Annotated in this window: 10 protein-coding genes; 8 read left to right on the top strand and 2 right to left on the bottom strand. The window is 31.7% G+C overall.

Features of this window, described 5'->3' with window-relative positions; genetic code table 11:
* Nucleotides 1-12 precede the first annotated feature (12 nt).
* The 5 genes from FQU21_RS05560 (at nucleotide 13) to FQU21_RS05540 (ending at nucleotide 8,287) form a co-directional block, all read left to right on the top strand.
* Nucleotides 13-3,429 (top strand): DUF4175 family protein, encoded by a 3,417-nt coding sequence (locus FQU21_RS05560; RefSeq protein ID WP_147677010.1) that lies wholly within the window; start codon nucleotides 13-15, stop codon nucleotides 3,427-3,429.
* A complete protein-coding gene (gene ybeY / locus FQU21_RS05555; protein ID WP_147677009.1) occupies nucleotides 3,422-3,832 on the top strand; it encodes an rRNA maturation RNase YbeY in 411 nt (136 codons plus the stop codon). Before FQU21_RS05560 ends, ybeY begins: the two co-directional genes overlap by 8 nt.
* An 85-nt stretch (nucleotides 3,833-3,917) precedes the next feature.
* Nucleotides 3,918-5,789: a tRNA uridine-5-carboxymethylaminomethyl(34) synthesis enzyme MnmG gene (gene mnmG / locus FQU21_RS05550; protein WP_147677008.1), complete on the top strand. Its 1,872-nt coding sequence runs from the start codon at nucleotides 3,918-3,920 to the stop codon at nucleotides 5,787-5,789.
* A 758-nt stretch (nucleotides 5,790-6,547) separates the two neighbouring features.
* Nucleotides 6,548-7,408 carry a class I SAM-dependent methyltransferase gene (locus tag FQU21_RS05545; RefSeq protein ID WP_147677007.1) on the top strand — a complete coding sequence of 287 codons (861 nt, stop codon included), beginning with the start codon at nucleotides 6,548-6,550 and terminating at the stop codon, nucleotides 7,406-7,408.
* Nucleotides 7,409-7,756: 348 nt separating this feature from the next.
* Nucleotides 7,757-8,287: an OmpH/Skp family outer membrane protein gene (locus FQU21_RS05540; protein ID WP_147677006.1), complete on the top strand. Its 531-nt coding sequence runs from the start codon at nucleotides 7,757-7,759 to the stop codon at nucleotides 8,285-8,287.
* 224 nt (nucleotides 8,288-8,511) lie between these two features.
* Here FQU21_RS05540 and FQU21_RS05535 read toward each other — a convergent pair whose 3' ends face one another.
* Nucleotides 8,512-9,666: a DNA polymerase III subunit gene (locus tag FQU21_RS05535; protein ID WP_147677005.1), complete on the bottom strand. Its 1,155-nt coding sequence runs from the start codon at nucleotides 9,664-9,666 to the stop codon at nucleotides 8,512-8,514.
* Nucleotides 9,667-10,246: 580 nt separating this feature from the next.
* On the opposite strand from FQU21_RS05535, the gene FQU21_RS05530 reads away from it, so the two are divergent.
* The 3 genes from FQU21_RS05530 (at nucleotide 10,247) to FQU21_RS05520 (ending at nucleotide 14,096) form a co-directional block, all read left to right on the top strand.
* The gene (locus tag FQU21_RS05530) at nucleotides 10,247-11,434 is read left to right on the top strand and encodes a phosphoglycerate kinase (protein WP_147677004.1); all 1,188 of its coding nucleotides are present in this window, start codon (nucleotides 10,247-10,249) and stop codon (nucleotides 11,432-11,434) included.
* Between the two features lie 79 nt (nucleotides 11,435-11,513).
* On the top strand, nucleotides 11,514-13,067 hold the full coding sequence (locus tag FQU21_RS05525) for a lytic transglycosylase domain-containing protein (protein WP_147677003.1): 1,554 nt from the start codon (nucleotides 11,514-11,516) through the stop codon (nucleotides 13,065-13,067).
* Between the two features lie 18 nt (nucleotides 13,068-13,085).
* Complete coding sequence (locus tag FQU21_RS05520) at nucleotides 13,086-14,096, top strand: DUF4837 family protein (protein WP_147677002.1); 1,011 nt, start codon at nucleotides 13,086-13,088, stop codon at nucleotides 14,094-14,096.
* Nucleotides 14,097-14,170: 74 nt separating this feature from the next.
* On the opposite strand, the gene tatA is transcribed toward FQU21_RS05520, so the two are convergent.
* Nucleotides 14,171-14,356, bottom strand: coding sequence for a twin-arginine translocase TatA/TatE family subunit (gene tatA / locus FQU21_RS05515; RefSeq protein WP_147677001.1), 186 nt, complete (start codon nucleotides 14,354-14,356; stop codon nucleotides 14,171-14,173).
* Between the last annotated feature and the right edge of the window lie 138 nt (nucleotides 14,357-14,494).

Below are 14,494 nucleotides of genomic sequence, written 5' to 3'. Positions count from 1 at the left end.
TTTTAAGAAAGGATGAATAATTTTCAAAATATACAGCGTAAGTTAGAAGCATTTATTAAGCGCTTTTACATAAACGAACTGCTTAAAGGCATCATTTTGTTCTTTGCGATTGGTTTGCTTTATTTTCTATTGACGCTTTTTATAGAATATGTTTTATGGTTAAATACCACGGCGCGCAGTATTTTGTTTTGGCTATTTATTGCTGTGGAATTGGCGCTGCTTGTTAAGTTTGTCATTTTTCCGCTGGCTAAATTATTTAATCTTCAAAAAGGGATTGATTATAAAGAAGCTTCTCAACTTATCGGAAAACATTTTCCTGAGGTGAATGATAAATTACTGAATGTTCTTCAGCTAAATGAGAGTGATTCTAAGCCCGAATTATTGTTAGCGAGTATCGATCAAAAATCTTTGGAGTTAAATCCTATTCCGTTTAAACTGGCTGTAAATTTTAAAAAAAACTTGGGGTATTTAAAATATGCGGCTATTCCTATTTTAATCTTATTGCTGACTTTTGTTACGGGGCATTTTAATTGGTTTTCCGAAAGTTATACGCGAGTTGTAAATTATAAAACGGCTTACCAACCACCAGCGCCTTTTGAATTTTTTGTATTAAACGAAAATTTAAACGCTATTGAAAATAAAGATTTTAAACTCATAGTAAAAACCGCTGGCGATGTTATGCCAGAAAGTGTGCAGATTACATATAATAATGAAACTTATTTTTTGCAACAAAAAGGGATAGGGGAGTTTGAGTATGTGTTTTCGCAACCTAAAGAGAACATAGATTTTGAGTTAACAGCAAATAATGTAACATCAAGACCGTATACCATAAACGTGGTTGAAGTGCCTTCGCTTTTGGATTTCGAAATGGTTTTGGATTATCCTCATTATACGAATAAGCAAAAGCAGATTTTAAAAAGTACGGGAAATGCAACGGTACCTGAAGGCACAGAAATTAGTTGGAGGCTAAATACAAAATCGACCAATGCTGTACATTTATTTTCTAAGGATACCTTAAATTTTGAAAAAATGGCCGCTGGCGTATTTGGCGCAAAACAAAAAATATTTAAAAATTTTGAATATACGCTAAGCACGAGCAACGCAGATTTAAAGAATTATGAGAACCTAGCTTTTAATATACATGTGGTTAAAGATGAATTTCCAGAATTACGGGTGAAAGTTGAAACGGATTCTGTGGATTTGCAGAGTTTATATTTTTATGGACAGGTGAGCGACGATTATGGGTTTAGTAAATTAGAATTAATTTATTATCCTTCGGAAAATGAGAAAAATAAACAAGTTGAGAATATTCCTATAAATAATTCTAATATCGGATCGTTTATTAGTGCTTTTCCTGATAATTTACTGATTGAAGCGGGTATTTCTTATAGTTTATATTTTCAAGTCACTGATAATGATGTTGTTAATAGCTATAAAAGTACAAAAAGCAAGGTTTTTTCGTATAGAAAACGGACTAAAGAGGAAGAAGAGCAAAAACAACTGGAGGAACAGAAGGAAGGAATTCAGGATTTAAACAAGTCTTTAGAGAATTTCGAAAAACAAGATAAGCAGTTAGAGGAATTAACGAAAACTCAAAAAGAGAAATCGACTTTAAATTTTAATGATAAGAAAAAATTAGAATCATTTTTTAAGCGTCAGAAAGAGCAGGACGAAATGATGAAAAATTTCAATAAGAAGTTGAAAGAAAATTTGGAGGAATTTCAAAAAGAGAATCCTAAAGAAGATCAGTTTAAAGAAGATTTAAAAAAGCGCTTAAAAGATAATGAAGAACAACTAAAACAGGATGAAAAACTGTTAGAAGAATTAAAGAAGCTCGAAGAAAAATTAAGTAAAGAGGAATTGGTAAACAAGTTGGACGAACTGGCTAAACAGAATAAAAATAAGAAGAAAAGTTTAGAGCAGTTACTAGAATTAACCAAACGTTTTTATGTTGAAAAGAAACTTGAAAAGCTAAAGGATGATTTGTTGGATTTGGCAAAGAAGCAAGAAGAGTTGGCGAATAAACCAGATGAAGAGAATACTAAGGAAAAGCAAGAGGAATTGAATAAAGCCTTTGAAGATTTTAAGAAGGAAATTGAAAATCTTGAAGAGGAGGGTAAGGCTTTAAAAAAACCAATGGAAGTGCCGCGTGATGAGTTGGATGAAGAGGAAATTGAGAACGAACAGAAGAAAGCTTTGGAAGCGTTAGATAAAAAGGAGCAAGAAAAGCAAGGTGAAAATGGGGGAGATAAACCAGAAGATCAACCTTCCGATGCTCCAAGTGAAAACTCCAATGATGCGAAAAAAAGTCAAAAGAATGCTGCTCAAAAAATGAAACAAATGGGTATGAAAATGGGTGCGGCCATGAGTGGCATGCAGGGTGAACAAATACAAGAAGATGTAGAAATGCTTCGTCAGATTTTGGATAATTTAGTGTTGTTCTCTTTTGATCAAGAAGCCTTAATGAATAACTTTAAATCTATTGAAGTGAATCATAACAAATTCGCTTCATACTTAAAAAAACAAAATGATTTAAAGGAAAATTTTGAGCATGTAGACGATAGTTTGTTTGCGCTTTCTTTGCGCCAGCCTAAATTGTCCGAGAAAGTAAATAAAGAAATTACGGAGGTGTATTACAATATGGATAAAGCCATGGAATTGTTAGCGGAGAATCAATTGTATCAAGGGGTGTCTAACCAGCAATTCGCGGTTACGGCTGCCAATAATTTGGCAGACTTTTTAAGTAACACACTCGATAATTTGCAACAGAATATGAGCATGTCTTTGGGTAAGGGACAAAATGGAGATATACAATTACCTGATATTATTATGAGTCAAGAGGAACTGAATAAAATGATGGGAGAAGGAATGAAAAAAGAAAAAGGAAAAAAGCCTAAAGATGGTGAAGATAAAAAAGAAGGAGAGGGCAAGAATGAAGGAGAAGGTGACGATGGAAAAGGAGAGAAGGAAAAATCTAAAGGAGAAGGTGAAGCAGGTGATAGTGAAGATTTAAATGGGGAGCTTTTTAAAATTTATCAGCAGCAGCAACAATTACGTCAAGCATTGGAAGAGCAACTAGATAAAGAAGGAGAGTCTGGTAAAGGCGGTGAGGGTGATAAGCTTGTTAAGCAAATGGAAGATATAGAATTGGAATTATTAAATAAAGGTTTTAACGATGGAACCTTGCAAAAGATGATGCAGTTACAACATCAACTATTAAAATTAGATAAAGCTAGTTTTCAGCAAGGAGAAGAAAATAAACGCGAATCCGAAACAAATAAAGGTGAGTTTAATAATGGAACTAATAGTGAAATACCTAGCGCAAAACAATATTTTAATACAACTGAAATATTGAATAGACAAAGCTTACCTTTGCAGCAAATTTACAAAAAGAAGGTTCAAGAATATTTTAAGCAAAGCAATGATTAATTTTAATTACGAAATAGATTTTAAATTAGAAGACGAGGAAAAGATTTCTAATTGGATTATTGAAGCCATCGCGAACGAAGGTTTTAAGTTGGAAGAAATAAATTATGTGTTTTGTGATGATGAATATTTGCATAAGTTGAATGTGGAGTTTTTGGATCACGACACATTAACAGATGTGATTAGTTTTGATTATTCGGTTGGTAAAATTATACAAGGCGATATCTTTATTTCTGTAGAAAGGGTTATTGATAACGCTAAGGATTTTGAAGTTGAATTTCTTTCAGAATTAAATCGTGTTATGGTTCATGGTGTTTTGCATTATTGTGGATATAAAGATAAGACGGAATCCGACGCGGCTTTAATGCGTGAAAAGGAGGAGTATTATTTGAATTTAATTCAGTAGTAAAGTCCCTTTCAGAAATAAAATTTCAAGATAATAATATTTGTGTTCCACGTGGAACACTACAAGTTTAAAAAAGAGGAAAAGCATGTTTAATGATGTTTATGATGTTATAGTAGTTGGTGCAGGGCACGCAGGAAGCGAAGCGGCAGCCGCTGCTGCTAATATGGGAAGTAAAACACTGTTGGTTACCATGAACTTGCAAAACATCGCTCAGATGTCTTGTAATCCTGCTATGGGCGGAATTGCTAAAGGGCAAATTGTTCGAGAGATAGATGCGCTTGGTGGATACAGCGGGATTGTTTCCGATACATCGGCGATTCAATTTAAAATGTTGAATAAATCTAAAGGACCCGCAATGTGGAGTCCAAGGGTTCAAAGTGATAGAATGCGCTTTGCTGAGGATTGGAGAATGATGTTGGAGGGGACTCCTAATCTTGATTTTTTTCAAGATATGGTTTCTGGATTATTGGTTAAAAATCATAAGGTGGTTGGTGTAAAAACATCACTCGGAATTGAAATAAAAGCAAAGTCGGTAGTGCTTACAAATGGGACTTTTTTAAATGGTCTTATTCATATTGGGGATAAGAATTTTGGTGGAGGTAGAGCAGGTGAAAGGGCTGCTACTGGAATTACAGAACAACTTGTTGAATTAGGTTTTGAGTCTGGTAGAATGAAAACAGGAACTCCTCCAAGAGTGGATGGTAGAAGTTTAGATTTCTCTAAAATGACAGAGCAACCTGGTGATGCTAACCCTGAGAAGTTTTCTTATTTGGATATTACAAAACCATTAGAAAAACAACGGTCTTGCCACATGACTTATACGAGTCTTGAGGTTCACGATTTACTACGTGAAGGGTTTGATAGATCGCCTATGTTTAACGGTAGAATTAAAAGTTTAGGGCCAAGATATTGTCCGTCTATTGAAGATAAAATTAATCGTTTTGCTGATAAGGATCGTCATCAATTATTTATTGAACCGGAAGGTTGGAATACCTGTGAGGTTTATGTAAATGGGTTTTCAACATCGTTGCCGGAGGATGTTCAATTTAAAGCTTTACGATCTGTGGTTGGTTTTGAGAATGTAAAATTCTTTAGACCTGGTTATGCTATTGAATACGATTATTTTCCGCCAACGCAATTAAAACATACGTTGGAAACGAAGTTGGTTGAAGGCTTGTATTTCGCTGGTCAAATTAATGGAACTACGGGGTATGAAGAAGCAGCATCTCAAGGTTTAATGGCTGGTATAAATGCAGCATTAAAAACTCAGGAAAGGGATGCGTTTACTTTGAAAAGAGACGAGGCTTATATAGGTGTGTTGGTGGATGATTTAATAACTAAAGGAACGGAAGAACCTTATAGAATGTTTACATCTCGTGCTGAATATAGAACGCTTTTACGTCAGGATAATGCGGATATTCGATTAACACCAAAAGGATTTGAATTAGGTTTAGCTTCTGAAAAACGTTTAAAACGTATGGAAGAAAAGCATGAAGCTGCGGAGAAATTTGTAAGCTTTTTTGAGACACAAAGTGTAAAGCCGGAAGAAATAAATCCGATATTAGAATCTAAAAAATCGTCTACAGTCAATCAATCAGGAAAACTTTTTAAGGTGTTTGCAAGGCCTAATATTGATATGGATGATATACGTAAAGTTGAAAGTGTTGAGGCGTATATTCAAGAAAATAATTTGGATAGGGAAGTGATCGAACAGACGGAAATTCAAGTTAAATATTCTGGATATATTGCAAAAGAAAAGGTGAATGCAGATAAACTTTCGCGTTTAGAATATGTAAAAATACCAGCTAATTTTGATTACTCTCAGATTAAATCTATGAGTTTTGAAGCTCGTGAAAAGCTTAGAAAAGTACAACCAACTACCGTGTCTCAAGCGTCAAGAATTAGTGGGGTATCTCCAAATGATATTTCTGTTTTGCTTGTTTATATGGGTAGGTAATGTTTAATTAATGTGTTTTTTTGGTGCTTAATTAAGCTTGGTTAGATTATTTTTTTAAACGTTCCACGTGGAACATGTTTGGTTTTTGTGCTTTGTTTTTATGTTTCGAGTGTCAAATAAATTAAAAAAAATGTCTTGTCAACTTTATTGAAGGGTGTTTTTTAGTTGTTTTAATTCATGATTCTGAGAACAATTTATAATATTAAGTGTTAATTTGAGTTTGGAAATCGCTATAGAATTAAGAAAATTATCTGGAAATGTTTCAAAATAACAATGCTACGTTGAGCTTATTGAAGTGTTATTAATGGTGTTTTTTAATAAAATTAAGATACTATTTAGTGGTTTGAGTTTATTTAAATAGGTTCAATAGAATAAAATTTTTGATGTTTATTCATTAGTAATTCAAGAAAAGAATGTCTTTTTGAGTTTATTGAAGAGTTATTTAATGATGTTTTTAGCTTAATATAAGTTCATAAAAAAAAGGCAGATGTTACTGGTATTTATATAATTTTAATTCAAAATCGTAATGTCACGCTGAGCTTGTTGAAGTGCTTTTAATAAAATTGTAAAGAGTTTTATCTTATTTTAATTCAAATTATAATCGTTATTCTAGGCTTGTTGAAGTGAAAAAATATCATTTTAGCTTGTTTTAACAGTTTCAATATATTTAAATACCTCATAAAAACTTCAAATTATCATCCATTAAAACACAAAATAAAATAGTTTTAAGTTTAATCATAAAGTAAATTATATAGTCAGTGACCAATAATCAATCAGTAAATAGTCTTTTAAAAGTTAAAGATTTTTCCGTTTCTGGAGAAGAATTTCAGTTAATCGAAAATAAAGAATATGGTTTTTTGGAGACTTCTCCGCAGCCAACTTCAGATAAACTACCAGGATATTATCAGAGCGAAGACTATATTTCTCATACCGATTCTAAGAGGAATTTATTCGAAAAGGTGTATCATTTAGTGCGAAGTATTTCACTTAAAAAGAAACTAAAACTTATTAATTCTTTTTCGAAGGAAACTAAAACACTCTTAGATGTGGGGTGCGGAACAGGTGATTTTTTGAAAACTGCACAACAAAATGGGTGGACTGTTTCGGGTACTGAACCAAATAATGAAGCAAGAACTATTGCTAATAAAAAGACGAATCAGTCAGTTTTGGAGGCTGAAAAGCTTCAAGAATTTGAGTCAAAAAGTTTCGATGTTATTACGCTTTGGCATGTGTTAGAGCATTTACCAAATTTAGAAGATCATATTAAAACGTTTAAAAACCTTTTAAAAGAAGCGGGAACTTTAGTGATAGCTGTGCCAAATTATAAAAGTTTTGATGCGCAACATTACAAAGAATTCTGGGCGGCTTATGATGTGCCAAGGCACCTTTGGCATTTTAATAAAAATTCAATTTCTAATTTAGTTGCTAAGCAAAATATGAAAGTTGTTGAAGTTAAACCCATGTTGTTTGATGCGTTTTATGTGAGTATGCTTTCGGAAAAATACAAAACGGGAAAGATGAATCCGGTAAAAGGCTTTTGGGTGGGATTGCGTTCAAATCTTAAATCTTTAAGCACAAAAGAGGGGTCTTCGTTGATTTATGTGATTAAAAATAGTTAAAATCTAATTTGAAATATCTTTTTTGATTGTAATATTTGATAACGTCCAAACACTAGTCTGTTTTTTAAAAACTTCTTAAAACGCTTTAAAATGCTTTGTTTTTTATAAAAATTTATTATTCATATATGAATTCTCTATAAGTATTTGTTATATATAACAGTTTTCTAATAAATTTGATTAAAATTAGGGTTTATTAAAGAAAATTAAAATATTGGTTTGTGTTACACGTTATTTTATATGAATAAGTCATTTATGTTAAAATCAGAATAATTCGGCTTTAGTTTTAAACTTACTTTGTTACATTTGTTCGGATTAAAAATATTAACCAAAAACTAATCAGTAAATAAAATGAAAAACATACTTTATGTTGCCATCGCGATGCTTGTTTTAGCATCTTGTGAAAAACCAAACAAAATAGGTTTTGTAGATAACGGAACTGTTATTAACGATTTTCAAGGAAAAATTGATTTAGAAGCAAAATACAAAACAAAAGAGGAAGCTTTTAGAAAACGAGCAGATAGTATTGGGTTAGCTTTTCAAACAGAAGCTCAAAAAACGCAGGCAGAAGCTCAAAGAATAGCTAGAAGTAACAGAAAAAAGGCTGAAGAATTAATGACAGGTTTGCAACAAAAACAACAACAATTGCAACAACAAATGCAAGTAGAGCAACAGCAGTTAACACAAGCTTTTCAAACAGATATAGATTCTGTTATTGTAAAAGTAAAGGATTTTGTTAGTAATTATGGAAAAACAAACGGTTACAATTACATTTTAGGAACTAGCGAAGCCGCTGCTACGGTTATGTATGGGGCAGAGGAGAGCGATTTAACGAAAACTATTTTAGAAGCTTTAAATGCTGATTATAAAAAGGCAGAGTAAGGTTAAAATTATATATTTTAAAAGTCCTATTAAATGAAAATTTATAGGACTTTTTTTATGGTTTTTAGTTAGCTTAAAACTTAGTTGTAACGGTTTATTTACCAACTAATAATAATAAATAAAATGGTGTAAATGATTTTGGTTTGTTGAATGTAATTTAACAGGTTTTTATATATAGTAAACCAAACTAATTATGTCTTGTTTAATTCGAATAAACTTTGAATTTACTCAGCTTTTTTATGAAGTAAACGGGTTAATTTAATCGATAAATCTGTTAAAATAATTTTAGAATTTCCATTGCGTTCAATGTGGTAAATAGCGTCTTGTAACTCGTTGCTAATGTCCATTATGTTGTTACCATGTACAAAAGGGGCGAAGTTTTCAAGTTTAAATTTTTCTGTTTTTGGTTCAAAAAACACTAGATTATCGGCCTTATAATTCATTAATAATGCCTGGCGAAAAAAGTCTAAACAAAAGTTTAAAAATTGCTTTTGAGTTTCTCTACCCGTTTTGGCTATATCCTCACTCCACGAGATAAGATCTAGAATAGCCGCCTTGTTTCCTTTGGCTTTAAAGGCACTACGAATCCAGAAAATAAACCAAGTTTCAAACTGGTTATCTTCGGTATCCTGATAGACTAAATCGCAAGCTTTATTGTAATTTCCGTTGCTTTGGTATGCTATTTTTGTTGCAACATTTCGGTCTATATTAAATTGTTTAACTAAGCCTTCAACAATTACGTCTTCTGCTAATGGTGGAAAATGTAATATTTGGCAACGGGAACGAATGGTGTTTATAATTTGCTCTTCTTCTTCAGTAATTAATATAAAAATGGTTTTGTTCGGTGGTTCTTCAATAAGTTTTAAAAGCTTATTAGCGCAGGCACCATTCATTTTTTCGGCCATCCAAATTATCATTACTTTATAGCCGCCTTCATAAGACTTCAGCGTAAGCGATTTCACAATATTGAGTGCTTCATCTACACCTATTTGCCCTTGTTTATTATCTACGCCTAAAAGCTTATACCAGTCAAATAAATTACCGTAGGGCTGCTCTTTTACAAGTTGTCTCCATTCTTCTAAATAAAAATCGGAAATTGGTTTGCTTTTTACTTTATCACTGGTGGTTACTGGGAACGCAAAGTGTAAATCTGGATGCGAAAGATTGTTAAATTTCAGGTTGCAAGCTTGGTTTCCGGTGTTGTTTTCTCCAGCAGAATTGGAGCATAATATGTATTGCGCATAAGCTATGGCCATGGGTAATGTGCCCGAACCTTCTTTACCAACAAATAATTGGGCGTGAGCAATTCGTCCATTATCAACACTTGTGGTTAAATGTTTTTTTATATGATCTTGTCCTAAAACGTCTTTAAATAGCATAAAACAAACCTACATAAAAAAATTAAATTTTTATTACTGAAATTACAATCTAATTGGATTATTGTGTTGTTGTTTTAACCTTATTTTTTCCTTTTATTAATCATTTATATGGAATATCGAAATAAGCACTTATTAATGTAAATAAGTTAATTATTGAATAAAGTGATTTTAAATGAAAATAGTATATAATTTTGATGGATTTAAAATTTTAAAAGGTAAAAAAATCAGAATAAAAAAAATGGCATAAAATAAATTTTGAGTTAATATCGTGGTATTCATTTTATCAATAAATAAAAGGGTTTAGTTGAAATAATGAATTTAAAAATATTTGGTTTTTAATGAAAAAATTGGGTGTAATTTTTTATAGTCAAACCATTTTATTTTACGATATTTTAAATGTATTCGGTCGGTTATTAGTAGACTGTGTTTTTAATAACAATTTTATTTATTTTTTCTGTTTTACTGTAATCTAAAAAATATTTAAGACTATATCGTTTTCGTGAAAAAACTCGTTTTAATTGGCTATTTATTTAGTTACATTTGTGAATCAAATAGTTAAAAATTAAAACATATAAATAAAATGAAAACGCTTAACGATTTTAATTTCGAGAATAAAAAAGCATTAATCCGTGTAGATTTTAATGTCCCATTAAATGAAAAGTTTGAAGTTACTGATGCTACTAGAATAGTATCGGCTAAACCAACAATTATTAAGATTTTAGAAGATGGTGGTAGCTGTATTTTAATGTCTCATTTAGGTCGTCCAAAAGGTTTTCAAGATGAATTTTCATTAAAACACATTGTAAATAAAGTTGAAGATATTATTGGTGTTGAAGTGATTATGGCTGCCGACTGTATTGGTGATGATGTTGAAGCCTTAGCCGCAAACTTAAAACCAGGACAAGTTCTATTATTAGAAAACTTACGTTTTTATAAAGAAGAAACTGCAGGAGATAAAGATTTCGCTGAAAAACTATCTAAATTAGGTGATATTTATGTAAACGATGCCTTTGGAACAGCTCACCGTGCCCATGCATCTACAACTATAGTTGCTCAGTTTTTTGAAGGTAAAAAATGTTTTGGAAATTTATTAGCTCAGGAAATTGAAAGTATTGAAAAAGTAATGAAAACTGGAGAAAAACCTGTTTTAGCTATTCTTGGTGGTGCAAAAGTATCGTCTAAAATTACCATTATCGAAAATATTTTAGATAAAGTAGATCACCTAATTATTGGTGGAGGTATGGCTTTTACCTTTGTTAAAGCACAAGGTGGAAAAATAGGTAACTCGATTTGTGAAGATGATAAAATGCCTTTGGCACTAGATATCTTAAAACAAGCAAAAGAGAAAAATGTACAAATTCATATTCCTGTAGATACCGTTGCTGCAGATGATTTTAGTAACGATGCAAACACGCAAGTTGTGGATATTAATGAAATTCCAGATGGTTGGGAAGGCGTAGATGCTGGACCAAAATCTAGAGCACAATTTCATGATGTAGTTATGCAAAGTAAAACCATACTTTGGAACGGACCATTAGGTGTTTTTGAAATGGAAAAATTTGCTGAAGGCACTATTGAATTAGGAAATTCTATTGCCGAAGCTACTAAAAATGGAGCTTTTTCACTTGTTGGAGGTGGAGATTCTGTTGCCGCTGTAAAACAATTTGGTTTTGAAGATAAAGTGAGTTATGTAAGTACTGGTGGTGGTGCTATGTTAGAAAGTTTAGAAGGTAAAACGCTACCAGGAATTGCTGCTATATTAGAATAAATAGAATTAAGTTTTTAAATTCTATTAAAAAACACGAATTTCGCCATAATATCATTCAATAACTTACTGAATAGATTTTATGGCGTTTCGTTTTTTTACAATAGTATTGTTTTTTAGTATTCATTTTTGTTTTTCGCAAAAGGTAGATTCTACTTTGGTTAAAAGTAAATCTATAAAAGATTCTTTAATAGACAATACATTGAAAACGGTTATAGGTATTGATCTTGATAAGGATAGTATGTCTTTTGAAAAACTATTAGACGATGTGTATGCGGCTAAAATTGATCAAGAATGGTATGATGAACTTTATAGTAATAACCTTTTCGATACTATTTACGATTCGGTTAGTGAGCTCACTTACGAGCCTGTAGATTACCCCGAATTATCTACTGAAACATTAAAAGCGCGTTTAAAGGTATTGGATGCCAAAACACCCTTTAATGTGGAGTATAATCCATCGTTAGAAAGTGTTATAAAATCGTATTTAAAGTACAGACGAAAATATTTACAGAAACTCATTACACTTAGTGCGTTCTATTTCCCGATGTTTGAGCGCGAATTAGACAATCAAAATATTCCTTTAGAGATAAAATATTTGGCTATTGTAGAATCTGCTTTAAAACCACGTGCTAAATCTAGAGTTGGAGCCACTGGGTTATGGCAATTTATGTACACTACCGGAAAAGAATATGGATTGGATGTTAGTAGTTATGTCGATGAACGTAGCGATCCTATAAAATCGACAATAGCCGCAACAAAATATTTATCAAAATTATATGGTCTTTTCGGCGATTGGGATTTGGCTTTAGCCGCTTATAACTCTGGCCCGGGTAATGTAACCAAAGCGATTAGGCGTTCGGGTGGTTATAAAAATTATTGGAATATTAGACATAATTTACCTCGTGAAACTGCAGGATATTTGCCGGCTTTTTTAGCAAATATGTATATTTTTGAATACGCTAGAGAACATGGTTTTAAACGATATAAACCTGAAATAGCATATTTTGAAACAGATACCATTCGGGTAAAACAAATGATTACACTCGATCAAGTATCTGAAGTAACCGATGTGCCCATAGAGAAACTTCAGTTCTTAAACCCTTCATATAAATTAGATGTTATTCCGTTTATAAAAGATAAAAATTATAGTTTAAGATTACCCAATGAAGTGATAGGAACTTTTGTTAATAATGAAGACAAAATTTATGAATTTGCTAAAGCGGAATTTGCAAAACGCGAAAAACCGTTACCTCAATTTTTTAAAGCAGATGATAAAACCACATATCGTGTAAAATCTGGTGATTATTTAGGAAAAATTTCAAGAATTTACGGGGTTCGGGTGAGTGAAATAAAACGTTGGAACGGACTAAGAAGTAATAGTTTAAAAATAGGCCAGCGATTAACTATTTATCCTAAGAAACCTCATGTTTCCCGGAGTTCATCATCATCAAAAACAATAAAAGAAAAACCTATTAAAGGGGCTATTGTTTATTATACAGTGGCCAATGGAGATTCTCTTTGGACTATAGCACAAAAATTTCCTGGAGTTTCTGTACAAAATATTAAAGATTGGAACGGTATTAGTGGTACTAAATTAAAGATAGGAATGAAACTTAAAATAGCCAAAGGCTAAATTCTAAAAACAAGTATTATGCGACAAATTATTTTTTATGCAATGGCAGTAATTCTATTAGTGTCTTGTGGCGATCAAAAAAAAACAGAAAAACAAGATATGTTACCAGATTCTTCTGGAAACATAAGTCATGTGTCGGTAGTGTTAAATAACGAAATGTGGGATGGCAGTGTAGGAGATGCTATTCGAAATATATTAGGAACTCCTATTTATGGGTTGCCACAGGACGAACCTATGTTTACGGTTAGTCAGATTCCAACTTCGGTTTTTTCTGGTTTTGTAACTAAAAACCGAACCATTTTAAAAATTGCACCTAATAAACCAGCTGGAATTAATATTGCCGATAATGTATATGCTAAGCCGCAAAAGGTGATTACTATTTCGGGGAAAACAAAACAAGAGATTATAAGTACGCTTAATGAAAATTCAGCCAAAATTATAGAAGTTTTTAGGAATACAGAGCTTAATGAGCGTATGAATCAAATGAGTAAATCGAAGCATAACTATACTGCAATTCAAGAAAAGTTAGGATTTACTATCCAGTTTCCTTCAATTTATAGAATAGCAAAAGAGAGTGATAATTTTTTCTGGATAAGAAAAGAAATTACAACAGGAACCAATAATTTAATGCTTTACACTTTACCATATAGTGCCATAAAAAGAAACGATAGTGTGGTGAATCAAATAATAAAAGTAAGAGATTCTGTTGGTGAGTTATACATTCGTGGAAGACAAGATGGTGAATTAAAAGCTAATGGTGAAAAAATAGAGTCGTATATGGTTACAGAGAATGCTTATACGCCTTTTTATGGTGAAACGATAGTAGATAATAAACCCGCTTTTGAAACTAAAGGATTATGGGATTTAAAAGGCGATTTTATGGGTGGACCATTTATTAATTATGTGATTGAAGATAAAATTAATAAACGTTGGGTCGTTGTTGAAGGTTTTGCTTTTGCACCATCTGTCGATAAACGTAATTATATGCTAGAACTTGAAGCTATAATTAAATCGATTAAAATAGAATAGGTATAAAATATGAACATAAAAAAAGACCAATATTTATTAAAATATTGGTCTTTTTTTTTAAACTATAATGAGTTTTATTCTTTTTTTTCACCTGCAGGATCTTCTTCTTTGCTAGCATCTTTAAATTCTTTGATACCGCTACCAAGGCCACGCATTAATTCGGGTATTTTTTTACCGCCAAATAAAAGCAAAACAATCACTACAATTAGCGCTATTTGCATTGGCCCAATCATGCCTAAAAATATGTTTGATAATATCATAACTTTTAATTTTGTTATGCAAAGTTAATAATTAAACTTAAATAACATCGTTTTAAACATAACTTTAGCATATTGAGCAAAGCTTAATTTGTATCGTTGTATTGATAATTACTTAATAATTCTATTTATTTTTGTTTT

The sequence above is a fragment of the Algibacter pacificus genome, assembly GCF_008033385.1.
GTDB classification, from domain to species: Bacteria; Bacteroidota; Bacteroidia; order Flavobacteriales; family Flavobacteriaceae; genus Algibacter; species Algibacter pacificus.
This window is presented reverse-complemented; position numbering and strand designations above follow the sequence as displayed.

Excerpts from the sequence above, each read along its gene's own strand:
- FQU21_RS05560 (WP_147677010.1), top strand. The coding sequence starts at position 13 with ATGAATAATTTTCAAAATATACAGCGTAAGTTAGAAGCATTTATTAAG.
- ybeY (WP_147677009.1), top strand. The coding sequence starts at position 3,422 with ATGATTAATTTTAATTACGAAATAGATTTTAAATTAGAAGACGAGGAA.
- mnmG (WP_147677008.1), top strand. The coding sequence starts at position 3,918 with ATGTTTAATGATGTTTATGATGTTATAGTAGTTGGTGCAGGGCACGCA.
- FQU21_RS05540 (WP_147677006.1), top strand. The coding sequence starts at position 7,757 with ATGAAAAACATACTTTATGTTGCCATCGCGATGCTTGTTTTAGCATCT.
- FQU21_RS05535 (WP_147677005.1), bottom strand. The coding sequence starts at position 9,666 with ATGCTATTTAAAGACGTTTTAGGACAAGATCATATAAAAAAACATTTA.
- FQU21_RS05530 (WP_147677004.1), top strand. The coding sequence starts at position 10,247 with ATGAAAACGCTTAACGATTTTAATTTCGAGAATAAAAAAGCATTAATC.
- FQU21_RS05525 (WP_147677003.1), top strand. The coding sequence starts at position 11,514 with ATGGCGTTTCGTTTTTTTACAATAGTATTGTTTTTTAGTATTCATTTT.
- FQU21_RS05520 (WP_147677002.1), top strand. The coding sequence starts at position 13,086 with ATGCGACAAATTATTTTTTATGCAATGGCAGTAATTCTATTAGTGTCT.
- tatA (WP_147677001.1), bottom strand. The coding sequence starts at position 14,356 with ATGATATTATCAAACATATTTTTAGGCATGATTGGGCCAATGCAAATA.